This window comes from Neochlamydia sp. S13 (assembly GCF_000648235.2).
Classification (GTDB): domain Bacteria; phylum Chlamydiota; class Chlamydiia; order Chlamydiales; family Parachlamydiaceae; genus Neochlamydia.
Genome location: NZ_AP017977.1, coordinates 1639559 through 1664100, shown reverse-complemented (window position 1 = coordinate 1664100; position 24542 = coordinate 1639559). Strand labels below are relative to the sequence as shown.

Below are 24542 nucleotides of genomic sequence, written 5' to 3'. Positions count from 1 at the left end.
TATATTGTAAAGGAGAGGCTAGGTTCAAGCAGGGAAAATAGAAAAGTAAAATTTGCTCCTCCTTCTCCAATATCTTAGGAGAAAGCTTCGCTGTATGGTTCTTAGGAAGGTGGCGATGAGAAAAAGAGATTTATTACCAGCTAACAATGAGCGTAAAAGCTGCTTATAAAGCCAGTGCTTATAGATAAGCTTTTAACCGATCATCTTAAAGGCGAGGCCTAAATCCTTTAATAGACCTCTTTCGAAACTCACGTATTTAATTCCCAGTTATAGATTGCTGCAATCAAGTTGAAGCGAAGTGCAAATCTTTTACGTCTATTTCTGTAGCGATCGGCTATAATTTTAAAGCGCTTAAGGAGGCCAATCACGTTTTCATTGGCAACTCTTTCTCTGGATAAACTTTGGTTTGTTCTTTTATCCTCTTGAGTTAAAGGCTTCTTCTTACTTTTTTTCTTGGGCATCTGGGTTTGGGCATGCAGCTTTGTTAATCCTTGATATCCTGAATCGGTTAACACTCTTATTTGTGGATTGATTTTAACCTGAGATTCTTTGAATAGCCTAAAATCATGCTTTTTGCCGTTGCCAAATGAGGTACAAATTACTTTTTTACTCTTCTTATCGACTACAACTTGGGTCTTTAGGGTATGTTTTTTCTTTTTCCCTGAATAATAGCGCTTTTGTTTTTTTTAGGGCGCTCAATAGGCGTTTCTGTAGCATCAATTAAAATAACCTCATATTCCGTATCGCTTTTCAAAAGCTCTTTACGTCCCGGTAAAGCAAAATCTGGATGCTTGATTAACGTATCTTCAATCCATTTCACCGCTTTATAAGCTGAACTTTCACTGATTCCATAGCTTTGGCTAATATGGAAATAGGTCCTATATTCTCGCATATATTCCAAGGTCATTAGCAGCATGTCTTCTAAACGTAGTTTATATTTACGCCCGCCTTTAATCTTCTTGGCCGCATCGGCTTGCTGTAAAATTTGCACCATCTTATCAAAGGTACCACGCTTTACCCCTGTCAATCTGCGAAATCGTTCATCATCTAATTTCTCTATCTTATCAAATTTCATGGTGCCTCCTTTAAATGTTGAGTCACCATTTTACTAAAATTTACATTTTATTCCAGTTTCGAAAGAGGTCTAATGCCTCCAAGAAGAGGAGAAAGACTTAAAGCCAAGAGACGGACACTCGGTGACTAAAGAGATGAACGATCCATTAAAAGTCATTAAAGATTTTGGAAGAGACGAGGAAGCTAGGCAGCTTTGGAAGAGGCTCTGCAGCTATTATGGAAGATCGCTTGCTGCCACGGCAATGTCTTGCTTTAAAGAAGCTTTGAAAGAAATTCTTCCTCTAGGAAAGTAGCTTATCAGTGAGCAGGGTTATATGCTAAATCGTTGCCTGTAAATTAAGATCACAATAGTTGGAAGGTCTCCAAAGCATGGGTACTAGCTGATGTGATAAGCCCTAGGATAGGTTGCGCCTTATCAGATGAGCTACTCACTCATTTACGCTTTAGCGTTGGTTGAATCTTAGGAAATAAATCTCCCTAACTTTTATTTTAATTATTTTTTTAGTGTAAAGATTAAAAAAAGAAGAGGATTGGACTCTACTTCTTTTTTTAATTTTTTTTAAAAAACAGGAAAATCTTCAATCTTTAAAAGCGTTCTTTTAGCTTCTAATCCCCCAGCAAATCCTGTTAGTTTCCCATTCGTCCCTATCACCCGATGGCAAGGAATAACAATTGATAGTGGATTCCTTCCTATGGCTGCTCCTAAGGCACGTACTGCGCGAGGATGATTTATTTCTTTTGCAAGCTGTCCATAACTGAGAGTAGTGCCATAAGGAATATGCTTTAAGGCCTCCCAGACTTTGCTTTGGAAGGATGTTCCGTGGTGTTCTAAAGGAAGCTCAAAGAATTTTCGCTTTTTATTGAAATATTCTAAAAGTTGCTTTTCAGCTTCTACAAGAAGAGGATGATAGACATCTTCGATTAGTTCATTAAGCTTAACACGGTTGAGCTTTTCATGCTCCCATAAGATAGCTATAAGAACATGGTTTTGAGCTACCAGCTTTAATTTTCCTACGATTGAATCCATGTATTTATAAAAAGTTTTCATCTAATAAAGCTCCTTTTTAAGATAAATGTTAAAAATATTTTTTCCATAGATAAACGGCAGCATATCCTCGCCAGGGTCGGATACAGCTTAAGTCCAACGAAGGATTTAACCTTAACGCTCTTTTCAGAATTAAATCGGTAGCTGGGAAAGCATCAGTGTCTGCTAAAGCTCGTAGGCTAATGTATTCTGCCGTCCATGGCCCAATACCTTGAATGCCAAGAAGGGATTTTTTAAATTCCTCAGGTGCTTGAGCTGGTGAGAGACTAATTTCTTGTTGAAGAATTTTCTGGCTTAGCATTCGAATGGCAGCTTTGCGTATTTGCGTTGTTTTAATCTCATGCAGAGAAGCTTTTGCTAAAATTTCGGGAAGGGGAAATAAATATCTTTCTTCTTGCGTTACGGGATGAAAAATTTTTTCTCCATAATATAAAACCAAATGGCCAATTAGTTGGGAGGCATATTTCATGGTAATGCCTTGCCCTAAAATTGCGCAGATGGCTGTTTCATAAGGATCCCAACCATTAGCCAGCCTTAAGCCAGGCCATTGTTTCCATAGCAAAGATAAAGGTAAATGAGAAGCAAATTGATTGGCTATTAAAAGAGGATCGGAATCAAGGTCGAACATTTTACGGACACGATTGGCTACCTCAAATAAAACTTTTGTATCATGGCAAGCAATCTGCAGCTTGAGATAAGGATAGCGGCTATCTGCTTCCACTGATAAAGTTCCTATTGAATTTCCAATCTTAAAAACTCGCTCGTAGCTGTTTTCAGAAATGCTTTCTATATAAGGAATAACATGGTTTTTAAAATGATTAATTAAATGCGGCCAGTCTAAAGGAGGGTGATAAGTTAACTTTAAAATAATATTTTCGTGAGAGGAGTGAGAAAGATTTTTCTTTCGCATGGAAGAAGGAGGTTGCTTATAACATTTTTTAAAAGCATCATTAAAACGCCTTAAAGAGGAAAATCCAGCCTCTAACGCTATACGAGTTATAGAAAGCTTAGTCTCTGCAAGAAGCTTTAAAGCAAAATTTAAACGGTTATTATCCCAAATTTTTTGAGGAGTTAAGCCGACCTCTTCTCGAAATAACCGACGTAAATGCCTAGCGCTTAAGCCAAACTGTTCAGCAAAATAATCTTCTCCTTTATCTCCCATCCCCTGGTTTGTAAGTACTCTAAGGACACGCGACACTACTGCCGATTTGCCTGGATAGGCGGAGGAAGGGGTCGAAGATGGAGGATGGCATCGTAAGCAGGGTCTATAGCCTGCCTTCTCAGCAGATAAAGCCTCAAGAAAAAATTCAACATTTTGACGCTTTGGCCTAGCTGGACAGATAGGACGGCAATAAATTTTAGTGGTTTTTACTCCTACATAAAATTTGCCATCAAAGCGAGAATCTCGGGATAGAAAAGCTTTATAAAAAATATCTTCTTCATTCATAACCATGGCCTATTTCTCTCTAATATAGAAAGAGTTTAATTAGAATGCTCGCCATTTTCGGCCGAGATCCTAAAATATCAATAAATTACCTACAGAGTAAAGGTGTATATGTTTAACATTAAGAGAAGAATAACGATTAAAAAATTCTAAAGAGAAAATTAGACGGAGGGGAAAGTCTAGGAAACATGATTGGAACAATGATCAAGAGAGAGAGAAATTCATCTAAAAATACGCTTGCTGAAGCCATTCCTTGCCTCTCCATTGTTTACAAAAAAGTTTCATTACTACCATGCACGGCTTTTTTAGCTTGTCCCAAGCTTGCTCTTTAGCTCTTAACCGAAGCGAATGCTAGCTAGGCGCCTAAGGTTCAGGTTAAAAGATTATGGGGAGACCTGGCGTTTGAGCACATCAATAGGTTTTTAAAGGGTGAATAAGGGGCTTATATTTGAATTATTTTTCTCTTTTATAGATTTTATGGCATTTGGCTTGTTGCCAAAGAGGTTAAATAGGTAAAAAGCGTTGCCTTTTAAAGAATTTCTTTTACTTTACCAGGATAGATTAGCTAAATTTTTTAAAAAATGAAAGTAAGGTTGTAAATGCTTTCTAGCTATAAAACTTTCTATTTCATAATATGCCAAGCATTGATGCCTTAAAGAAGAGCTTGGCATGAGTAGCTTCTTTAGTATCACGTCTTTTTCTACATAAAATTTAAAAGATTCTAAAATTAAGGGGGAAGGGGTATAGACGATTATTCTACGCTTCGGGCCTATGGGATTTATGGGAGACATAAATAGGATCAGTAGCGATAGTTTTTTTTCCTGAGCATATGTATTTAGCAAAGGAAGCAAGCTTTGCCTCTCTTGTTGCCACCAATCGACTCCTTGCGGAAGAGAAGAAATTCCATAGAAAAAATTGCCGGCTAGATAGCTTTTGAAATCCTTATTTAGAAGCTGTAGGGGAGATAGTAGGGAGATATTATTCTTTTCTACCTGAAGGATGTCATAAAAATTAGAAGGAAGGGCGCCAGCAGCCACCTGGAGTAGCTTTTTAGCTATTTTAATATCTCGCCAGGTAGTTTTATCTATAGATTTTAAATTATGGGTGTCTACTAATATAGGTGCCAATAGCAAGGTCGCTATTTTAGGCGTAATATTAATGGTAGGATGAGCGATCAGTTTTTCTGCAATCAAAGTGGCTGTAGAACCCACAGGTTCTATTAGCAAGCTGGCAGGCGAGAGAAGGGGATAATTTATTGGCTCAGGAAAATGATGATCGATAATGCTTTCTACTGCCGCAGAAAAAATCTGTTGGTCCATTCTTAAAATATGATGATCGACCAGATTTAAACGTAATTGCCTTCGAGAAAAGAGATAACTGAAAGGAGCCTCTTCTAAAAAAAGAAGATGATTAGTAGAAATTTTTGCTAGCTGAAGCAAATAGAGAAGGTCTTTGCGAGTATTTACCTCCTCCCTTTTGATGTTGATAAGAGGAAGGTAGAGCTCTTGTCTAGAATGATTTTCATATAATAAATAAGCATACATTAGGGAAGAGATAACGGAATCTAAATCAGCGGATTCATTCCCTAATACATAATGAATTACCGTTAAGTTATCAGGTAAGCTAAGGCATTTGAAATATTCATTCAGGGAAGTTTTTAGAAATACTGAAAAAGACATGTTTGGAAGTATTAATAGAAGCAAATAAATCGATCTTAACTCTCCCCCGCATATTAAGCAAGTTTTGTGGGCATTTTTTAGCCAAAAATATTAGCAATCATTCATATGAAAAAAGTAAAAAAAAATTCTAAGTGTTGCGAGCCTAAAAGAGCAAGAGCTATTCATTCAAATAGCCCTAGATTGATGGCTAGCTGGTATAAAATGGATAGCTCGCCTCTTACATAATCATACGTATAAAGCCGATCATTTAGAACGTAGAATCTTTACAATTCTGCTGGATCTTGGATGTTTTAACGCTTCTATGCCATGCATTTATTACGTTCCCTATAATTGCTTACAATGCTGAGCACGAGAAAAATACTAATCTTTAGAAGTTTAGAATAAGGCTAATTCAGCTCTTAAGTCCTGTTCAATTAGATATCAGCTGCAGAGAAGAGAAAGCGTAAAAAAATGGAGATGGCTTAATTAAAAAGAGGTACCTTATCCACCCAGGAAATTTAATCTCATAGTAGTAGTTTAGGGATTCAAAAGATCTAAAAATTTAGCTAGCCATCTAGCTTACGCCTAACGTGCTGACTGATAAATGCGCAAGATAAGAGAAGAGATAAATATTTTAATAGACCCGTCTTATTTTAGCTGCTTTACAAGGTAGTTGCTTTATAGGCTTTGAATGGTACTAAAACACGAACGGCACAAAGGAGGTAGCCTTGTGCATTGGTTGCTGGCCCAGTTGCATTGTCTTAAATAAACGCTTAATCGCTTTTTGCTTAGCAATTTTTTTTAAAGGTTGGTTTCTCTTTCTTCAGTATTAACACTTTCTTAGCCTTAATGCATTCACGATCACTGACACAGAGCTAAACGCCATGATTGCACTGGCAATCATGGGATTTAAAAGCAATCCCATCCAAGGATACAGAATGCCGGCTGCTATAGAAACACCTACAATATTGTAGATAAAAGCAAAAAATAAATTTTGCCGAATATTGCGCATGGTAGCTCGACTTAACTTAATGGCTCGTACGATACCCATTAAGTCATCTTTTACTAAAGTAATTGCGGCACTTTCTTTAGCAATGTCTGTGCCCGTCCCCATAGCAATGCCTACATGGGCTGCAGCCAGGGCGGGTGCATCGTTGATTCCGTCACCAGCCATAGCAACAATATGCCTATTTTGTATGGCGTTCTGTATAAAGATGCTTTTACCCTGAGGAGTGATTTCCGCATAAGTCTCATCCATATGTGTAGCTAAAGCAACTGCTTGGGCTGTCTGCATATTATCTCCAGTCAGCATAATAACTTTCAAACCTAGCGAATGGAGTTCACGAATAGCTTGAGTAGAAGTGGGTTTTAGAGCATCAGCTAACGTAATAAAGCCTATAATATTTCCCTCGACAGCAACAAACAGCACTGTTTGCGCTTGTGCTTGCGCTGCTTGAGAGGCTTTTAGTAATTCTTCCTGGCTGTGCACCTGCATTCTTTGCATTAAATTTTGGGTGCCAATTAATACTTCTCTATGATCAACTATTCCTGCAACGCCTTCACTAGTCATAGATTTAAATTTTACGCTCGGTAAAAGATTTAAAGAGCGTCGTTGGGCTTCCTTCACAATGGCTTGAGCTAGGGGATGCTCACTATTTTTTTCTACAGAAGCTGCGTATGTCAAAAGTTCATTTTCTTGCCAGCCATGCATGGCGGTGATTTGCAAGATACTAGGTTTTCCTTGGGTGACAGTACCGGTTTTATCTACCATTAAAGTGTCAACTTTTTCTAAAAGTTGTAAGGCTTCTGCATTTTTTATGAGAATGCCTGTTTGGGCGCCTCTACCTATTCCCATCATAATTGACATAGGAGTAGCTAATCCTAAGGCACAGGGACATGCAATGATTAATACTGCCAGCGCATTAATGAAGGCAAAAACAAAGCTTGGCTCAGGTCCTTTCCATACCCATATCATAAATGTTAGAATGGCTACTCCTATCACCGCGGGGACAAAATATTTGGCAATTAAATCGGCAAGTTTTTGAATAGGAGCTTTGCTTCTTTGAGCTTGGGATACCATTTGGATGATATGTGCCAGCAGAGTGTGATTGCCCACACGTGTGGCTTGCATAAGAAAGCTACCCGCTTGATTGACAGTACCGCCTGTGATCTGATCCTTAGCTTCTTTTTCAACAGCAAGGGATTCACCAGTTAGCATTGACTCATCGATAAAACTTGTCCCTTCGATAATAAAGCCATCCACAGGAATTTTCTCACCGGGCTTTACTTTTAAAATATCGCCTTCTTTCAGTTGATCTAAAGGTGTTTCTTGTTCTTGGCCATTTTTCATTACATGGGCGCTTTTAGCTGTTTGATTTATTAAAGAGCGCATAGCGTGGTTGGTGTGCACTTTAGCTTTAAGTTCTAACAGTTGCCCAAGGAGAACAAGCACAGTGATAACTGCTGCAGCTTCAAAATAAACAAACAGCTGCCCATTTTCTTTAAAAGCTGCAGGAAAAATGTGAGGAAAGATCACAGCAGTGGTACTATATAAATAGGCGCTTCCTATTCCAAGGGCAATTAAAGAAAACATGTTTAGAGAACGATTGACTATAGATAGCCATGCCCTTTCAAAAAAGGGCCATCCTGCCCAAAGGACAACAGGCGTGGCAAGAATAAGTTGAATCCATTGAGATGTTGTTTTTAAAGATGGAATTAAAGCATCCAAGGTAGGGTGCATTTTGCTCATAGCCAAAAAGAAAAGAGGGAGAGTTAGAATAAATGCTAATCTAAACCTCTGCCACGTCTCTACATATTCTGAATCATCTATTTCTAAGGAAGGATGGTTAATTTCTAAAGGCATACCACAAAGGGAGCAATAACCGCGATGATTTTGCTGAATCTCTGGATGCATGGGACAGCTATAATCTCCTCCTGAAAAGGTAGCTTTTGAAGCAACAGGCTTTTTACTTGCATGACAAGGGGGGAGAGAAATATTCATACAGATCCTGGATACTCGAAATTTACCCTTCCAATCACAGAATTTAGAGCTAAGAGTTTTGGGAGCCTTATCATTGCTTAATCCCTTGTAAGGTTTTTTTGTTTAAACTATTGGTTAAAAATTTGTCTATTAAAAAGTTAGGCTTTCTTAGGTTTTTGCTAAAAAGTGTAGGAATGTCATTATGATCGTCCTGATTTATTAGAATTAACCAAATCTTTTACGAAAGCTTAATTTAAGAGGCCTTGCTGCTAAAGCAAACTTACCTTAGCTTATCTTTTAGCAGGAGTCACTTTATTTTATTAAAGGCTCTTTCCTTGTAACAGTTCAGATACCCCCCAACCAATGCCTGTTCACCTCAACGAAATGGCCATCAATAAATATTGATTTCCTTTAGTATGAGAGATTTGCTATTCTATAGACATGAATGCAGATAACCCAAATTTTATGCCCTCTATTTCCGGTAAAGATTTTGATGCTCTTCCAGCTGCTATTCGCACTTATATTCGCTATCTTGAAAAGATCATCGAACAGCAGCAATCTCAGATCCAACAGCAACAGGCCCAGATTCAACAGCTGCAAGCTCATATCCAACAGCAGCAAGATCGTATTAGTAGCTTAGAGGATCAACTTACAAAGAACAGTTCTAATAGCAGCAAACCTCCTAGCAGTGATGGCTTGAAGCGGAAGCCAAAAAGCCAACGTCGCCCATCAGGCAAAAAACCAGGTGCTCAACAAGGACATGTGGGAAAAGACCTTCTTCAGGTGGAAAAACCCGATTTCTTGGTGATTCATACACCCACAATGTGTCAAACATGCCAAACAACCCTTAGTGAAATCAAAGGTGCTTGTGTAGAAAGACGTCAGGTTTTTGAAATTCCTCCTTCTAAGTGTGAGGTGACAGAACATCGGGTGGAGGAGAAAAAATGCCCTTGCTGTGGAAAAAATAGTAAAGGAATATTTCCTGAAAACGTTAGAGGGCCTGTGCAATATGGCGAGAGAGTTCAAGCCCTGGCAGCTTACTTTGCCGATCAACATTTTATACCCGTGGACCGCGTCTGCGAAATTTTTGAGGATGTGTTTGATGTAACTCTTTCACCTGGCACTTGTGTAAATATCGACAAAAAACTCTTTGAGAAACTTGAAACCTTTGAAAATAGTCTGAAAACATACTTGCTAGCCACACGCGTTTTACACTTTGATGAGACAGGTATCCGCTGTGAAAAAAAACTATCGTGGGTGCATGTAGCCTCTTCACCAAGGGCTACTTTATACACCCTGCATGCTAAGCGCGGGCAACAAGCCATGGATGAGGCAAACATTTTACCTCAATTTAAAAGTATAGCCATTCATGACCATTGGTTTCCTTACTTTTCTTATGAACAAATGTTGCATGGATTGTGCAATGCGCATCATTTGAGAGAATTGACGTTTATGCATGAGGAAAAACAGGAAATGTGGGCAAAACAAATGAAAGAATTACTGCTTTTTGCCCAGCAAGAAGTAGAAAAACATGTAAATCAAGAAGCTCTACCTCCAAAGCTTTTACAAGACATTGAGCAGGCTTATAAACAGAAAATTATTGATGGGCTTACCTATCATTCTAGCCTGCCTCCATTGCCAAAAGGTAAAAGAGGTAAGCAAAGGCAACGGGAAGGTAAAAACCTTCTGGACCGTCTAAAAGAAAAGCGAGAGTGCGTGTTGCGGTTCATGTACGATTTTGCCGTACCCTTTACCAATAACCAAGGCGAACAAGACATTCGTATGGTTAAGTTAAAGCAAAAGATATCGGGTTGTTTCCGTAAGCCTAAAGGAGGGCAGATTTTTTGCCGCATCCGCAGCTACATTTCTACGGCACGCAAACAAGGCTGGAATGTCTGGGATGCCTTGGCAGATGCCATCCGAGGCAGCCCTCGTCTATTAGCCATAGATCGACAGGCCAACTTGCAAGAAGCCATTACCTAGCTTCTATTCCATTCAAACGTTCCTGAATAAAAAAAGGGTATCTGAACTGTTACCTTTCCTTTTCTTTTTCTAAAGTTTTTTTGGCCACTTTCTTATAGAGGTGTTTTATCAGAATTCTTGCAAGATAGATAGAGAGCGAAAAAAATGAAAAGATAGATAAGCCAATATAGATACAGCTGGCCGTGTGGTTATAAAGGAAAGTGAATACTTTTCTTAAATTTTGACCTTTTAGGTTCCATCCCAAAAAAGTGATAAAAATAAAATAAAAGCCAAAAAAAATAATTCCTAATCCTAAAGTCATCCATATTTTTTTGTCGAATTCATGGCATACGCGAGGGATGGGGCTGCCCCATTGCTTAATAATATAGACACCTAAAAGAAAGTTTAAAGATAAAAATCCTAAGAAAAAAAGTAAAAACAAGAGTTGTATAGTGGTGTAATGCATGAATAATAAATTTTTAAAAAGTTTAGGACCTTGTTAAAAGCCTGCTAGTGAAGAATGTGCTTAGCTTATTTAAATGATTGGATTTCTTCTACCTTAAACTTACAAAAAAATTAGCTTATGCAGCTTTAACAAGCTAACTCTTAAGAGAATAAAGGTTAAAGTGGATTTAATGCGCTAGATTGAATAGAATACTCTGGCAAAATAAGGAAGTGAAGAATGAATGAAAAATATAAGCAAGATTTTATTCAAGCTGGAAGGATGGCCCATCAAGTACGTGCTTTTGGTAAAGCATTAATTAAAGCTGGAGCTTCATATAATGAGGTTATTACTAAAATTAAGGAGAAGATATTTTCATTAGGAGCAATTCCTGCTTTTCCTCCTCAAATAGCTTTAGATAATGTGGCTGCGCATTTCTTACCTCAACCCGATGAAGATATCATTTTTTCCCAAGAAGTAATCAAATTGGATGTAGGAATATGTTATCAGGGCGCTATTGGTGATTGTGCGGTCACAGTAGACCTATCGGGCAAATATCAAGCTCTAATTGATGCTGTTGAAAATGCTTTATTAAGTGCTGAGCACTCTATCCACGTGGGCCTACCTATTAAAGAAATTGGTAGAATTATTGAAGAAAAAATTTCCTCGTATGGATTTAAACCTGTAAAAAACCTTGCAGGCCATGGGTTAGGAATTTATAAGGTACATATGGCTCCCTTAATTCCTAACTATTGCGATAATTCTACAGCTATCGTAAAGCCTGGCATGACCTTTGCCATTGAACCTTTTGCTACCGATGGAAAAGGTCTTATTTATGAAGCGGGGAGCCCTACAATCTTTTCTTTTGTGCGTGCCCGGCCTATTCCGTTATCGGTTCCTCTGTCTTTGATTGCAAAAATTAAAAGTTTTAGTGGCCTTCCTTTTTGTATGCATGATCTTATCGAAGCAGAGCTTGAACTTCCTGAAATTAGGCGTCATATGGCAGAGCTACTTAAAGCAGGAGTAGTTGTAGGTTATGCTCCCTTAGTAGAAGAAGGGCAAGGCATAGTGGCACAAGCTGAAAATTCTGTATTAGTAGATAAAACGGGAAAAGTTTTTATAACCACACGTTAAGCAAAAACTTAAAGAATCAAAATAGATAATCGCATTAAGTTACTGCCTTTTTGTTAAGATCTTTTAAAAACTGTCGATAAAAAGTACAAGCCGGTGAAAAAGAAGATAGGCGTATCATATTCTTCAGGGTAAGGGAAGTGATGAAAAGAGGAAAGTCTCTTCTTATAAAGCCAGTAGAGGCTTAGCTTATTTACCACGCATGAAGTAAGAAACTTTAAGGAGCTAGCACATTTAGCTAAGCTCTCTTCTATCCATTATAAAGGCTAACGATCAAATTGCCTGCAGCTCATGATTAAGAAAATAATAGCACTCAGGGGTCTCAAAACCAAAGCTTGAAAAATTAACTTTAAAAGTTGCAGGGATCAGGCCTTTTTTGTGATAATCAAAGGCAAACCTTATAAAGGCATCCCTTGCTCAACAAATTAAATTTTCAGCCTCTTTTTGGATTGAGCTCTCCTCATGTCCAAACCACTTTACCGACCTTTCTAGTCAATGGTAAAGCACCACCTTCCTATGAAATTCTAGTTTCATTAGAGGATGGTGATCAATTGTCCTGCTATCTTTCTAACCCTTATCCAGGAAAACCTCCTACCAAAATTGTAGTGATGGTTCATGGCCTGGGAGGAAGCCATCAATCAGGTTATCTTTTGCGGCTATCGCGAAAGATCTATCAAGCCGGCCACTGTGCGGTGCGTGTTAATCTTCGAAGTGGGGGAGTAAGTAAAGCCAAACGTCCTTATCATGGAGGCACAAGCCAGGATATCTTAAGTGTTTTGAAATGGCTTAAAACTCGTTTTCCTACCTCTTCGCTTGTCTTAGTAGGCTTTTCTCTTGGGGGAAATATAGTTCTTAAATTAGCAGGTGAGCTAGGAGAAGAGGCGGTTCAATACATGGATCATCTCATAGCGGTATGCCCTCCTGTAGATTTACATCATGCTGTTCAATATATCGAAAAAGAAGCCTACTGGATTTACCATAAGTACTATTTAGCCCGTGTGTTAAAGCAGAGTCAAAAATGGCTAAAAGATCTTTCTATTCAATCGATGTATGAGTTTGATGATAAAGTGACCGCCCCTTTATGGGGATTTAAGGACGCTATCGATTATTATCAACACTGTAGCTCGATTAAATTTATTCATTCTATTGCGATCTCTACTCATATTTTATTTGCAGAAGACGATCCATTTATTGATTGCTACAGGATAGACTACAATCATATTCCTTCGAATGTAAATGTGTATATGACTACGTATGGTGGGCACATGGGGTTTCTCGGCTGGGCAGGCAAGGAACATGGTTGCCATTGGATGGATAAAACGCTTATGGATTGGATTTTCTCATCTTCCTCCTGTTAGGAAATTGTATGTTTTAAAAAAACTCCGTCGACATATCCAATCCTCTAAAAGCTGTCTTTTTACTTAACACAAGGGATTTTATAAAGTACGGGGCTGCATAAGAAGTAGCTCAAAAAGGTATGGCCCTAACTTTATAATTAAATTTGAATTATTTAAGGGTTTACTTAAACTCCCGAAGTTATTTATTAAGTCTATCCCCTCTCTATCCTGTAGAGAAGACAGATTGTAAAAGATCAAAAGACTTAAAAAAGAGTGAAGGGAGAAGCAGACTTTTAAAGATAGAAAAAAGAGGCTATCACGAAAATTAATTCAACAGTTCATAAAGCATACTAACGAGAGGATACAAATAACAATATATCTATATCCTCTCAATCAAATATTACCTTTTAAGGGAAATTTTAATAATTTTTTGCGCTACTAGAGGACGGTTCTGTGCATCAGTCTGTGCTCTCTCTATTTTTTGGACGATCTCATAACCTTTAGTGACTTCCCCAAAAATGGGGTGCTTTTGATCCAACCATGGGGTTTTAGCGGTGGTAATAAAAAATTGACTTCCATTGGTATGAGGACCTCTATTAGCCATGGCTAAGATACCAGGATGATCAAAATGGCGGTCTGGATGAAATTCATCGGCAAAAGGCTTGCCCCAGATGGATTGGCCACCTGTACCGTTACCTTCTGGATCACCTCCTTGAATCATAAAACCCTTAATTACTCGGTGAAAAGAAGTCCCGTTATAATAATTTTCTTTAGCATGAGTTAAAAAGTTTTCCACGGCTTTAGGCGCTAGGTCAGGAAAGAGTGTCACCTCAAAATTGCCTTGAGTAGTTTCAAAGACTACTACCGGATGTTTAGAATGATAAGATTCCCCATAAATAGCTAGATGAGCAAACAGCTGAAAAAATGCTAAACTTAAAAATAACATCCATTTTTGCATGGTATACCTCTTGTTAATCAAAGGGTTTAGGTAGTAAAAAAATTAACATAGCTATTGAAAACAGTCAACTATTTGCCCATCAAAGAAATTTTAAGCATTGAATAACATACAATTTATATGGCAATGCCTAACAAGTATGTAGAGAGAAAATTCAATTTCTAACTCAAACTTTCGATAAAGATGCTAGTTTCTTTAGAAATGCTTGAAACCCTTTAAAACCTTCTTCTACTAATTCGATAGAGTTATCCTCAATACAAGTTCTTAGGTTGTCATTCAGTATATTTATCCAGGTCAGCCTGAATGAATTTTGCTAAGCTACTTTTTACGACAAAAATAAATTTTTTATTTTCCACCCATTCTTTAACAGCCTGATTAATTGTTGCTACTTCTTCATCAAAAAAAAGCTTGTGGCAGTGTCTAACACAAAAATTAAAGGAGATTTATTTTCGGAAGAACGATTTGTTAAAGCACTATTAATTAAATTTATTACTTTGATTTTTTTGACTTCATCAAGAGTGGATATCATTAGGGTACAAATTAGAATAAATGGCGATTGCTTGGCAGAGCTTATCAGGAGAATTTAAAGCGCCTTGAAAGCGTATAAAAGGTGAATTAAATACTTTTTAATAAATTTATCAAATTTTCTTTCTTCTTCTCTCAATTCATAGTAACACCCTTCTATAAAAATGGCTTCTTTCTTATCACAAGACTTAAATAAGGAAAGTATAGCTTTTGTGATAGCTATAAAACAACGCATGCCTGAAGTATATGCATAACGATCAGTAGTAAACAACGCGAGTTATCGGATAAGGAAATAGTTGAAAAAAGACCTTCACATGGCTTAAAAGTATTTTGTACGAGAAAAAACTTAAAGCTGGAAGGTCAAAATGATTGAAAAAGATATCCATTTATTAATCTCCATTTTTTGCGATGTAGATGATTTTTGTAAACAATTTGAGGTTGAGTGGCATAAAATATTGGCTGAAAGCCACCCCAAGCCACTGGCTGGAAAGAGCAACAAAAGAAACAGAGGGTCAAAACTATCATTAAGTGAAGCGATGACTATTGTCATCATGTTTCATAGAAGCGGCTTTAGAACATTTAAAGATTACTATATCCGGCAAGTTATTCCCTCTCTAAAGAAATACTTTCCTAATATCCTTTCCTATCATAAATTCATCACTTTAATGAAAACATGCTTGTTTCCTATTTTTGTTTATTCACAGGCTTGCTTGGGAGAATGTACAGGCATTTCGTTCGTCGATTCTACTCTATTGACAGTATGCCATACTCGTCGTATCCACTCCCATAGAGTTTTTAAAAAAATAGCAAAAAGAGGAAAAACCTCTACAGGGTACTTTTATGGATTCAAACTCCATCTCGTGATTAATGATAAAGGAGAAATTCTTGCTTATATGTTAACGCCAGGAAATGTGGATGATCGTATTCCTGTTCCTGATCTGTCTAAAAACATTTTTGGCAAAATGTTTGCCGATAAGGGATATATATCTCACCAGTTATTTATCAAGCTCTACGACAAAGGCTTAGAAATCATTACTAGGCTTAGAAAAAACATGAAGAACAAGCTAATGTCATTGGTAGATAAGATTTTATTAAGGAAACGGGGCATCATTGAAAGCGTTAACAATAAATTGAAAAACTCTTGTCAAATCGAACATCATCGCCATCGCAGCCCGTGGAATTTTTTTGTCAATTTAATCAGCGGAATAGTGGCCTATGCTTATGAACCCTGTAAGCCCTGCATTCAATTTACTTGTACGGAAAAACAAAAGTTACTAAGTTGGCTTACAGTTTAAGTTAGGGTTTGAAGCAGCCTTAGAATATTTTCTTATCCGATAACTCGCGTTAAACAATTTTATCTTTTCCAAGGCTTCATAGATATCTCGTTTTATATCCATTAAGACCATCAAATATTCTTTTTCTCAAAGATTAAGCTAAATACCTGCTGAGCTTCTTGAAATTTCTGCTGGGGAGGTAGGGAATATAAAGCTCCCTCTTTATGTGATAAGCTATAAATTTTTTCCAATTTCTTAAAGATTTTATTTAGAGCTTGAGCATAGCAAGCCAAAGGCACAGGATTTTCTTTCCATTTGCTTAACTCATGAAAATGTTCAAGCATGAATCTTATCAACTTATTAAGAATAGGAGGGTACAATTAGAAATTTCTAAAGAGGTGGAGACGTCTGTTTCTAGTACTTCATTTATTATGGCATATTTTTCCTCAATATCTTCCAATTTAGCAGCGTAATTAGAAGATCAGGAAGGTAAAATAGAGGGAAAAGGAAAATATTTTTCTATTTCTGCTAATAACAGTTTTAAGGTCCCTCTTCCCTCTCCTCTTTTTGGCGAGAAAACCGCACAAAAGCTTAGTAGCAAAGGAGCATGCTTTTTCATTATGCCTAAAAAACTTGAAACTCACGTTACTAAAGGCTTACTGCCAAAACAATGTAAAATTTTATGAGACATCTAAAGTTAAGGAAATGGATTAAAGTTCATGTAAGCTTAAAGGCCATTATTTAGAAGATTTTTGCTATGGTAATCTATAGGCTATAAAGAATGAGATAGTAAAACGGCCAAACCTTGGCTAGATCAATCTGTTAAGCCCATTAGAAAGGTATAAGCAAGGTAGCTTTAAAGATAAAGCCTAAGAAAAGAACATTAGAGTTGAGTTATAGCAAACCAGCATAAAAGAAATTTTTTTGTATAAACAACAATCTGAAAGCCAAGGAGAGAGGAATGAAAGAACTCCTTTCAAAATATAGAAGATCAACTGGTGGGGGACCAAGAGAGCTGTCTACCAATTTTTAGCAGCCAAATAAAAACAATTTTACCCCTACCTTGAAAAAGCTAAAACTCCTTTAATATGATTTATAGCCCTTAATCGTTTTTTTATGCTTTATTAAGGGCTTACTTGGTCAAGTAAATGTTACGGTGGCAGGATAGCTTTCGATAATATTTTTGCAACTATAGGGGATTTCTTTAATTTTTGTCCTATAAAGAGAGATACTTCTAAGATTATTCATCTCTTGATTAATAACATAGTCTGGTAGACTTTCGATAGGGTTTCCATTTAAAATTAGGCTGCGGAGCTTGGTAAGTTTTTTAATTTCTTTTCCTTCTGGAAAAGTTTTTAACTTGTTAGAGCATAAATTTAAGATGGTCAAATTTTTAAGTAAAGATAGTCCTTGTGGTATAGCTTCCAAATCCTTACCACAAATTTTTAGCGCTTTAATCTTTTCTAGATCTTTTAAAGCTTTCTCGGGATTAGAGTAGTGAGCCTTTACCAATTTTCTTGCTTCTCGATCTCCGTTTTCGAAGATAAGTTTGCACCAACTTGAAGCTTCCTTATCAATCTCAGAGGGGGGTGTTTTTTCCTCTACTTTTATTATATGTCCCTCGTCACCATGATAGCCATGAGATCCAGAAAAATGAAGGCTGTTAGCTATTATACCCATAAAGCGCTCCTTTTATAGGAAGGTTTTTATTTTATGATATCATTTTTATTTTTATTATTAGCAACTTAACGAATTTTTTTCTTTTGTAAAAAATTTAACAAGTGATGGCACGCTTGCTGACCTTAGCTTAATTGCCCGTTAATCAAGTTGATCTTTTAATCAAAAATATGAAAACCTCAGGCCGTATAGGATGCCTCCAGAACACCTTTACCTCCAGTTTCTTTATTGTTTTTTTCATGCAGTAGAATTGAACAGACACTTATTAAATTACTTTTCAAGGGGCTATATTTTTTAAACTAACTTGGGCCATTTCGCGAATGTATTCGATAAAAAACGAGCCTGAAGGGTCCTGATATTTTTTCCATAAAGCCATATGATGTTCAAACAACTCTTTAATTTTCTCTTTTAACAAAGCAAGTTTGTCATTTCTAATGCAGGAAATCTGCTTATTAAGAGTATTGAAAACTTCTTCATTTTTATCTTCTTTTTCTATCTTCATAAGCCAATCCACTTCCTCTTGAGCGCTAATCATCTCTTGGATCTTTAATTGATTCGACATTTCTGAAAACTTTCTATAAACTTTTACTGACCATGTATGAAGGATTTGAGCTTGGATATGGGCCCCTATTTGTTTAAGAAGGTTATTCCACTGTCCTTGTTCTGCGTGACCTACTTGAAGCAGTTTTAATATATCTTTTACTATCAGCTGATCGGTAGGGCTTAACGTATGAAAATCGGGGAGATGGTTTTTACTTATTTTTTGATTTTTAAAGTATCGGCCCATTTTTCTAAAATTCGTTCATTATTACAAAGAGCATTAAACGTGTGGAGAAAAGTAAAAAATTTTTGTACTAAGGTATAGCAATAGCGTTCAATCTCAGCTTGAAAGATTTGCTGATGCTTTAGAAAATTTGCTTCTCTCATTCGTTGATAGTGAAGGTAATGCTCAATGAATTCATCCCGCCGGACTTCTATTTCCTGCATATACTTCACCAAATGGGGGAGGTTTTCTAAAGAAATGAAGATTTCTGATGACCCCTGTTGGCCTTGGCGGCCCGCTCTTCCGCGTGCTTGATATTCCACTCGGTCAGAGTTAGGGTAAAATGTTAATATCACATGCAGGCCTCCTCTTTCGAGGCTTTCGGGATCTAGTCTAATATCCGTGCCTCTGCCTGCATTATTAGTAGCAATGGTAAGGGCACCTGGTAGGCCAGCCACGGCTAAAATATCCTCTTCTTTTTCAGCTTGTATTTCATTAAGCATCCGATGGGAAATGTTATTTTTGGCTAACATTTCTCCAAGCACTTCGGAGGCATGAATAGTAGGGCATAAGACTAAAAGAGGGCGTTTTGTTTGTTTAAATTGTTGAATTTTCTCAATAATGGTTTGCAGATGAAGTTCGTTGGTATTTACAGCAACTAGAGGAAAATCTTTCCTTAGCACTGGCTTTTGTGTAGGAACATCAAAGGTTTCTACCTGATAAATTTTTCTTAATGTTTCTCTTTCTATTTGCGATCCAAGCGTGCCAGTAAGCCCATACAAGCAATTATACATTTCGTAAAATGCAGGGTGGGATAAAGAAATAGGAGTTATGGTTTCCTTTGCCGGGGAAATAGAATGTTTAATTTCCACAAATTCATGTAGGCCATGGCTCCAACGAGAATGCTTGTGTATGCGCCCTGTATTAACTGCATCGACGATTAAAATCTTTTTTTTATCTTCGCCGCTTTTAGCATCAACCACATAATCTATATTTTCCTGCAAAACGAAAAGGGCTTTAAAAGCGGATTTGAGCCAATTTTTTAATTGTCTATTGGCTAATTGATGAACTTGAGAACTAAATTTTCCATTTGAATATTCTTTTAAAAATTCTTTAAGTTGTTGGAGGGATTCATCCTTAAAAAGACCTTTAGTATAGTTTGCTTTTACAAATGCAAATATGGGCTTGTATACCCAACTAAAATGTATTTCAGCAGCATGTCCTAATCGTGCACTATTAGTTGCTGTATCGATCGTTAAATTATCTAGTTCATCAATGATTGCATAATTAAAACGTTTAAAAAGGTTAGGTTCGGAATGTTGAGGAAAGATTGGCTTAAAATAAAGCATTTCGCGCATCACAGCAAACTCAAAATCAGTGGCAGTTCCATATAGTATATTTGCTTTGAAGGAATTAGCTTCTGGCTCATTTTTGCAGATATGCGAGGAACTAATTGCAAAAATGTTAAAAAATTTGGCTGCTTGTAGCTGGTCACGCATGGCTAGGTTTTTTGAAGAAGAGATAACGTGAACGCTTTTATTCTGCATAGCTAATACAAAAGCAAGCAAGGTCACAATCAAGGACTTACCTTCGCCTGTCTTGACTTGAGCTATGCAACTTGTCTTATGCGCTAATAAACCTAGTACGGTCAAGGTTTGAATGCTATGAAGCTCTATTTGAAATTTTATCTTTAAAGCTAAGTGACCGATAGCCATAATCTTTAAAATATCGCTATAGTTTGGCTGAAGGTGAAGACGGATTTTATGTGCCAAACTAATTAATTCTTCCAACTGCAAATGTTTCCACTTGTGGCACAAACCTTGTATTAAGGAGAACTGCTTAGTAATAGTTTTTAAATGCACGTCAGGAAGGCAGAAGTGAACATGGCCATCATCTTTTTTAAATCTTTCAAGCACATTTTTTATATCTTTTTCTAGAATAGATGCATTCGTATGGGTAGTAGGTGCAAGCTGCTCTAGCTTTTCTAAGAACTGATCAGGGCTTAGCTGGCAGTTGGAGTAACAATCTAATAATTCAAAAGCATGTTCGGCTGTCAGTAGATCTTCCGCCAAAATATGCATAAGCTTGAAAATATGTATAATATGCTCTAGCCTAATGGAAAAGTGTACACGCGTAGCCTCGTAAAAAATCTGCAGCGTTTCTTCTCCCCATTTTTTATAAATATGTTGGGCTTCTGCAAGTATCTCTTCTAGCTCTGCTAGACAAAGCTCTTTTTCTCCCCAAGAATCTTTTCTGCGGGATGCAAGGATAGTAATTTTAATGAGAGCAACTTTAGAGATCTCATTAAGCTTAGAATCCTTTTTTACCTTAGAAAAAAAGGATTTGTAGGTTTCTATCTCTACTTGATTTTTTTCTAAAGAAAAGTCTCAAGAGCAATTTTTCTTATTCGGGCGCCTAAATAAGAACATATTTTACAAATTCTAGCGAATACTCGGGAAGCATGCCCAGTTTTTTGTGGGCATGTTTTGATAGGAAGTATACAAGATGAAGTAACACTTGAAGTTATTGCCATTCAATCTTCCTTATTTTCCAAAGCTTGTGTTAATAGAAGAGGAAAAACATTTCCTGCGCCTTTTGCAGCTTTGTCTGCCTCTAGCACATGCTTTTCAAATAGGGCGTAAACTTCTTTAAACCTTGTAATAAAATTTATGCGTTGATTTAATTCAAATTCAAGGTCAAGTTTCTCTACTGCGAGAATATTTAACTGATCCACAGGATTATCAAGATCAAAATCAGTTCTCCCACATCCTCTAATATTCTTGATAAGAAGATGTGTATATTTGTGATAATATTTTAGGCATTTATTCTTATGTGGTGGCTTCGGTTGTTTAGACAGTTTTTTGCAAAATTAAGTAAGAAACTTTACCTTTTTAAGGTTTGTTCGATACAACATTAATCATCTTCTTCCACAATTTAATTCAAATTTTACGTAGCTTGGAGTTTCAATGACCATGTTGGTTTTGCTCCTATTATTTTATCTTACTTTTTTCATTTTCACCTAATAAATTATTATACCATATGCCTCCGCTGGGGTCTTGTATTCTAAAGACTGATGTGGACGGTTTTTATTATAAAACTCAAAATATCTGGTAAGTCCTTGATAAACCTCAAGTCCGTTTTGATAATCTTTCAGATATACATCTTCATACTTGACTGACCTCCATAAACGCTCTACAAATATATTATCTGTTGCTCTTCCTTTTCCATCCATGCTAAAAGCAATATTTTTTTCTCTAACAAAATCTACAAACCTGTTGCTTGTAAATTGTGATCCTTGATCTGTATTAAAAATTTCTGGAATACCTTTTAAAAATGCTTCTTTTACAGCTTCAATACAAAAATCAACATCTAGCGTATTTGAAAGGCGCCAAGAAAGAACATATCTACTGTACCAATCCATCACCGCTGTTAAATATAAAAATCCCTTCTTCATTGGTATGTACGTTATGTCCGTACTCCATACTTGATTACACTTATTTATCTGCAAGCCTCTCAATAAATAGGGGTATATATGATGCTCAGCATTAGGTTTACTTAAGTTCGGTTTTTGATAGATGGCTTCAATACCCATTAATCTCATAAGCCCACTAATCCGCCTTCTACCTACTTTTAAACCCTGATTATGCAAACAAATAGTCATCTTTCTAGATCCATAAAAAGGATGCCTGGTATATTCTTCATCTATCAAGCGCATTATTTTAAGGTTGAACTCACTTTTTTCTCTTGGATGGTAATAATAGGTAGATCGTTCTATCCCAAGAAGTACGCATTGTCTTTCTACTGAAATCTCTTTTGATTGACGGTCAACTAGAGAGCGCTTTTCAAGCCTTGTCAGTATAGTTTTTTTTTAAGCCAATCTAACTCAACCTTTAAACGACCGATCTGTTGATAAAGGTTGTCAACCAACTTTTGATCTGTCTTACTAACTTTATCCATACTGCTAAAAAGTACTGGTAAAGCTTCTATGAGATGCTTTTTCCATTGAGAAATTTGAGTTGGATGTACCGAATATTCTGTAGCAAGCTCATTAATGGTTTTGAACCCTTTAAATGCTTCTAATGCAACTTTTGCTTTGAACTCCGACGAGTGTCTTTTTCTTTTTGTGGACATAGCTTTTCCTCTTTAATATTAAGTTTTTATTTTAAACTGAGGGAAAGTTTTTTACTTAAATTTTGTCCAAAAAAGCGGAGCCACTATATTAAGCTCAGGTCTTTCATTTATAAAGGTATCTAGAAGATAAGTTTTCCGCTTTAATTCTTCGATCTCAGGTTTGAGTTTTTCACATTCTATCCTTGCCTCAGTATCGATAGGATCTTCTTTTTCAAACCACCAAATTGAAAGATCGTCTTTAAGATCCTTAAAAAATTCTTGAAGATAATGAAAAATACCAAGAGCAATTCCTTTTATTCGAGCCCCTAAATAAGAACATATTTTACAAATTCTAACGAATAGTTGAGAAGCATGCGCAGTTTTTTGTGGGCATGTTTTGATAGGAAGTATACAAGATGAAGTAACACTTGAAGTTATTGCCATTCAATCTTCCTTATTTTCCAAAGCTTGTGTTAATAGAAGAGGAAAAACATTTCCTGCGCCTTTTGCAGCTTTGTCTGCTTCTAGCACATACTTTTCAAACAAGGCGTAAACTTCTTTAAAGCTTGTAATGAAATCTATGCGTTGATCTAATTCATACTCAAGATCAATTTTTTCTACTTCTAGAATATTTAATTGATCCACCGGATTATTAAGGTCAATATCAATAGCAAGCCTTGTTCTTGGAGAACCCCTTTGATTCTTGATGAAAAAATGTTCATATTTATGGTAATATTCTAAGCATTTATTTTTTAGCTCTGGCCTTTCGTTTATAAAGGTATCCAGGAGAAATGTTTTCCGCTTTAATTCTTCAATCTCAGGTCTAAGCCTTTCACATTCTATCCTTGCCTCTGTATCGATAGGATCTTCTTTTTCAAACCACCAAATTGAAAGATCGTCTTTAAGATCTTTAAAAAACTCTTGAAGATAATGAAAAATACCAAGAGCAATTTCTTTTATTCGAGCCCTTAAATAAGAACATATTTTACAAATTCTAACGCACAGTTGAGAAGCATGCGCAGCAGTTTTTTTTGCACATGCTTTGTTAGGAATCATACAAGATAAAGTGAGGCTCAATATTACCATTTAATCTTCTTCATCTTCCAGAGCTTGTGTTAATAGAAAAGGAAAAACATTTCCTGCACCTTTTGCAGCTTTTTCTGCTTCTAGCACATACTTTTCAAACAAGGCGTAAACTTCTTTAAAGCTTGTAATAAAATCTATACGTTGATCTAATTCATACTCCAGGTCAAGTTTTTCTACCCCTAAAATATTTAATTGGTCCACAGGATCATTAAGATCAAGATCAATAGCAAGCCTCGTTCTGGGAGAGCCTCTTTGATTTTTAATAAAAAGATGTTTGTATTTATGGTAATATTCTAAGCATTTAGCTTTAAGCTCAGGCCTTTCATTTATAAAGGTATCTAAAAGATAAGTTTTCTGCTTTAATTCTTCAATTTCGGGTTTAAGCTTTTCACATTCTATCCTTGCCTCGGTATCGATAGGATCTTCTTTTTCAAACCACCAAATTGAAAGATCATCCTTAAGATCCTTATAAAATTCTTGTAAATAATAAAAAATCTCAAGAGCAATTTTTTTTATGCGGGCGCCTAAATAAGAACATATTTTACAAATTCTAGCGAATACTTGAGAAGCATGCCCAGTTTTTTGTGAGCATGCTTTGATAGGAAGTATACAAGATGAAGTAACACTTAAAGTTATTGCCATTTAATCTTCCTTATTTTCCAAAGCTTGTGTTAATAGAAGAGGAAAAACGTTTCCTGCTCCTTTTGTAGCTTTTTCTGCTTCTAGCACATGCTTTTCAAATAGGGCGTGAACTTCTTTAAAGGTTGCAATGAAATCTATACTTTGCTCTAATTCATATTCAAGGCCAATTTTCTTCACTGCAAGGTTATTTAACTGATCTGCAAGATTATTGCCGATTAAAAGCAATCCTCCTACCTCCTCCACTGTTCTTTGCAAGAAGATGTTTAGAGTGGTAATAACATTCCAAGCATTTAGCTTAAGCTCAGGTATTGCATTTATAAAGGTATCTAAAAGTAAAGCTTTTCGTTTTAAACCCTCACTTGTAGGTGTAAGCCTCTCACCATTTATCTTTGCCTCTGGAGCAAGAAGATCTCCTCTCTTCACTCATAAATTAGAAA

At 36.5% G+C, this 24542-nt stretch carries 21 protein-coding genes; 5 read left to right on the top strand and 16 right to left on the bottom strand.

Annotated features, from left to right (window positions below):
- Window positions 1–248 precede the first annotated feature (248 nt).
- Window positions 249–1075, bottom strand: a protein-coding gene (locus TY21_RS06365; protein WP_232044343.1) for an IS5 family transposase whose coding sequence is annotated in 2 segments (ribosomal slippage) — window positions 249–688 and window positions 688–1075 — 828 coding nt in all. Because the reading frame shifts where the segments join, the coding sequence is not laid out codon by codon here.
- Window positions 1076–1196: 121 nt separating this feature from the next.
- Between TY21_RS06365 and TY21_RS11025 the strand changes: the two genes are divergently transcribed.
- Complete coding sequence (locus tag TY21_RS11025) at window positions 1197–1367, top strand: hypothetical protein (RefSeq protein ID WP_158623036.1); 171 nt, start codon at window positions 1197–1199, stop codon at window positions 1365–1367.
- Window positions 1368–1633: 266 nt separating this feature from the next.
- Here the strand turns inward: TY21_RS11025 and TY21_RS11750 are convergent, their stop codons facing one another.
- The 4 genes from TY21_RS11750 to TY21_RS06345 all read right to left on the bottom strand — a co-directional run bounded on the left by TY21_RS11750 (window position 1634) and on the right by TY21_RS06345 (window position 8222).
- Window positions 1634–2122 carry a methylated-DNA--[protein]-cysteine S-methyltransferase gene (locus TY21_RS11750; protein ID WP_042242643.1) on the bottom strand — a complete coding sequence of 163 codons (489 nt, stop codon included), beginning with the start codon at window positions 2120–2122 and terminating at the stop codon, window positions 1634–1636.
- A gap of 28 nt (window positions 2123–2150) precedes the next feature.
- Entirely contained in the window at window positions 2151–3566 is a 1416-nt protein-coding gene (locus TY21_RS06355) for a DNA-3-methyladenine glycosylase 2 family protein (RefSeq protein WP_042242651.1), read from the bottom strand.
- 545 nt (window positions 3567–4111) lie between these two features.
- On the bottom strand, window positions 4112–5242 hold the full coding sequence (locus TY21_RS06350) for a DHH family phosphoesterase (RefSeq protein ID WP_042242640.1): 1131 nt from the start codon (window positions 5240–5242) through the stop codon (window positions 4112–4114).
- An 808-nt stretch (window positions 5243–6050) separates the two neighbouring features.
- Window positions 6051–8222, bottom strand: a complete 2172-nt coding sequence (locus TY21_RS06345) for a copper-translocating P-type ATPase (protein WP_052354600.1) — start codon at window positions 8220–8222, stop codon at window positions 6051–6053.
- Window positions 8223–8666: 444 nt separating this feature from the next.
- Between TY21_RS06345 and TY21_RS06340 the strand changes: the two genes are divergently transcribed.
- From TY21_RS06340 to TY21_RS06330, 3 genes are all read left to right on the top strand, one after another.
- Window positions 8667–10184, top strand: a complete 1518-nt coding sequence (locus TY21_RS06340; RefSeq protein ID WP_158623035.1) for an IS66 family transposase — start codon at window positions 8667–8669, stop codon at window positions 10182–10184.
- Window positions 10185–10845: 661 nt separating this feature from the next.
- Window positions 10846–11739, top strand: coding sequence for a type II methionyl aminopeptidase (gene map / locus TY21_RS06335; RefSeq protein ID WP_042242942.1), 894 nt, complete (start codon window positions 10846–10848; stop codon window positions 11737–11739).
- A gap of 410 nt (window positions 11740–12149) precedes the next feature.
- Window positions 12150–13094, top strand: coding sequence for a YheT family hydrolase (locus TY21_RS06330; RefSeq protein WP_042242939.1), 945 nt, complete (start codon window positions 12150–12152; stop codon window positions 13092–13094).
- A 379-nt stretch (window positions 13095–13473) separates the two neighbouring features.
- On the opposite strand, the gene TY21_RS06325 is transcribed toward TY21_RS06330, so the two are convergent.
- On the bottom strand, window positions 13474–14031 hold the full coding sequence (locus TY21_RS06325; RefSeq protein ID WP_079979981.1) for a peptidylprolyl isomerase: 558 nt from the start codon (window positions 14029–14031) through the stop codon (window positions 13474–13476).
- Window positions 14032–14918: 887 nt separating this feature from the next.
- On the opposite strand from TY21_RS06325, the gene TY21_RS06320 reads away from it, so the two are divergent.
- Window positions 14919–15848, top strand: a complete 930-nt coding sequence (locus TY21_RS06320) for an IS982 family transposase (RefSeq protein WP_042242936.1) — start codon at window positions 14919–14921, stop codon at window positions 15846–15848.
- 110 nt (window positions 15849–15958) lie between these two features.
- On the opposite strand, the gene TY21_RS06315 is transcribed toward TY21_RS06320, so the two are convergent.
- The 10 genes from TY21_RS06315 to TY21_RS06270 form a co-directional block, all read right to left on the bottom strand.
- The gene (locus TY21_RS06315; protein WP_042242935.1) at window positions 15959–16171 is read right to left on the bottom strand and encodes a hypothetical protein; all 213 of its coding nucleotides are present in this window, start codon (window positions 16169–16171) and stop codon (window positions 15959–15961) included.
- Between the two features lie 796 nt (window positions 16172–16967).
- Entirely contained in the window at window positions 16968–17507 is a 540-nt protein-coding gene (locus TY21_RS06310; protein ID WP_042242932.1) for a leucine-rich repeat domain-containing protein, read from the bottom strand.
- 274 nt (window positions 17508–17781) lie between these two features.
- Window positions 17782–18291 (bottom strand): hypothetical protein, encoded by a 510-nt coding sequence (locus tag TY21_RS06305; RefSeq protein WP_042242929.1) that lies wholly within the window; start codon window positions 18289–18291, stop codon window positions 17782–17784.
- Complete coding sequence (locus TY21_RS06300; RefSeq protein WP_042242926.1) at window positions 18261–20348, bottom strand: DEAD/DEAH box helicase; 2088 nt, start codon at window positions 20346–20348, stop codon at window positions 18261–18263. The genes TY21_RS06305 and TY21_RS06300 overlap by 31 nt, the downstream gene beginning before the upstream one ends.
- Before the next feature lie 452 nt (window positions 20349–20800).
- Window positions 20801–21001 carry a hypothetical protein gene (locus TY21_RS06295; RefSeq protein WP_130589593.1) on the bottom strand — a complete coding sequence of 67 codons (201 nt, stop codon included), beginning with the start codon at window positions 20999–21001 and terminating at the stop codon, window positions 20801–20803.
- Window positions 21002–21286: 285 nt separating this feature from the next.
- A protein-coding gene (locus TY21_RS06290) for an IS3 family transposase (RefSeq protein ID WP_232044342.1) occupies window positions 21287–22398 on the bottom strand; the annotation gives its coding sequence in 2 pieces (ribosomal slippage) (window positions 21287–22125 and window positions 22125–22398; 1113 coding nt in all).
- A gap of 51 nt (window positions 22399–22449) precedes the next feature.
- Entirely contained in the window at window positions 22450–22821 is a 372-nt protein-coding gene (locus tag TY21_RS06285; protein ID WP_042242772.1) for a hypothetical protein, read from the bottom strand.
- Window positions 22822–23463, bottom strand: coding sequence for a hypothetical protein (locus TY21_RS06280; RefSeq protein WP_042242775.1), 642 nt, complete (start codon window positions 23461–23463; stop codon window positions 22822–22824). It lies immediately after the preceding gene.
- Window positions 23464–24105, bottom strand: a complete 642-nt coding sequence (locus TY21_RS06275) for a hypothetical protein (RefSeq protein ID WP_042242778.1) — start codon at window positions 24103–24105, stop codon at window positions 23464–23466.
- A complete protein-coding gene (locus TY21_RS06270; protein ID WP_042242781.1) occupies window positions 24106–24528 on the bottom strand; it encodes a hypothetical protein in 423 nt (140 codons plus the stop codon).
- Between the last annotated feature and the right edge of the window lie 14 nt (window positions 24529–24542).

Bases quoted from the DNA above. Each gene is read 5' to 3' on its own strand.
- TY21_RS11750 (WP_042242643.1), bottom strand. From the start codon at position 2,122: ATGAAAACTTTTTATAAATACATGGATTCAATCGTAGGAAAATTAAAG.
- TY21_RS06355 (WP_042242651.1), bottom strand. From the start codon at position 3,566: ATGAATGAAGAAGATATTTTTTATAAAGCTTTTCTATCCCGAGATTCT.
- TY21_RS06350 (WP_042242640.1), bottom strand. From the start codon at position 5,242: ATGTCTTTTTCAGTATTTCTAAAAACTTCCCTGAATGAATATTTCAAA.
- TY21_RS06345 (WP_052354600.1), bottom strand. From the start codon at position 8,222: ATGAATATTTCTCTCCCCCCTTGTCATGCAAGTAAAAAGCCTGTTGCT.
- TY21_RS06340 (WP_158623035.1), top strand. From the start codon at position 8,667: ATGCCCTCTATTTCCGGTAAAGATTTTGATGCTCTTCCAGCTGCTATT.
- map (WP_042242942.1), top strand. From the start codon at position 10,846: ATGAATGAAAAATATAAGCAAGATTTTATTCAAGCTGGAAGGATGGCC.
- TY21_RS06325 (WP_079979981.1), bottom strand. From the start codon at position 14,031: ATGCAAAAATGGATGTTATTTTTAAGTTTAGCATTTTTTCAGCTGTTT.
- TY21_RS06320 (WP_042242936.1), top strand. From the start codon at position 14,919: ATGATTGAAAAAGATATCCATTTATTAATCTCCATTTTTTGCGATGTA.
- TY21_RS06315 (WP_042242935.1), bottom strand. From the start codon at position 16,171: ATGCTTGAACATTTTCATGAGTTAAGCAAATGGAAAGAAAATCCTGTG.
- TY21_RS06310 (WP_042242932.1), bottom strand. From the start codon at position 17,507: ATGGGTATAATAGCTAACAGCCTTCATTTTTCTGGATCTCATGGCTAT.
- TY21_RS06305 (WP_042242929.1), bottom strand. From the start codon at position 18,291: ATGGGCCGATACTTTAAAAATCAAAAAATAAGTAAAAACCATCTCCCC.
- TY21_RS06300 (WP_042242926.1), bottom strand. From the start codon at position 20,348: ATGCATATTTTGGCGGAAGATCTACTGACAGCCGAACATGCTTTTGAA.
- TY21_RS06285 (WP_042242772.1), bottom strand. From the start codon at position 22,821: ATGGCAATAACTTCAAGTGTTACTTCATCTTGTATACTTCCTATCAAA.
- TY21_RS06280 (WP_042242775.1), bottom strand. From the start codon at position 23,463: ATGGTAATATTGAGCCTCACTTTATCTTGTATGATTCCTAACAAAGCA.
- TY21_RS06275 (WP_042242778.1), bottom strand. From the start codon at position 24,105: ATGGCAATAACTTTAAGTGTTACTTCATCTTGTATACTTCCTATCAAA.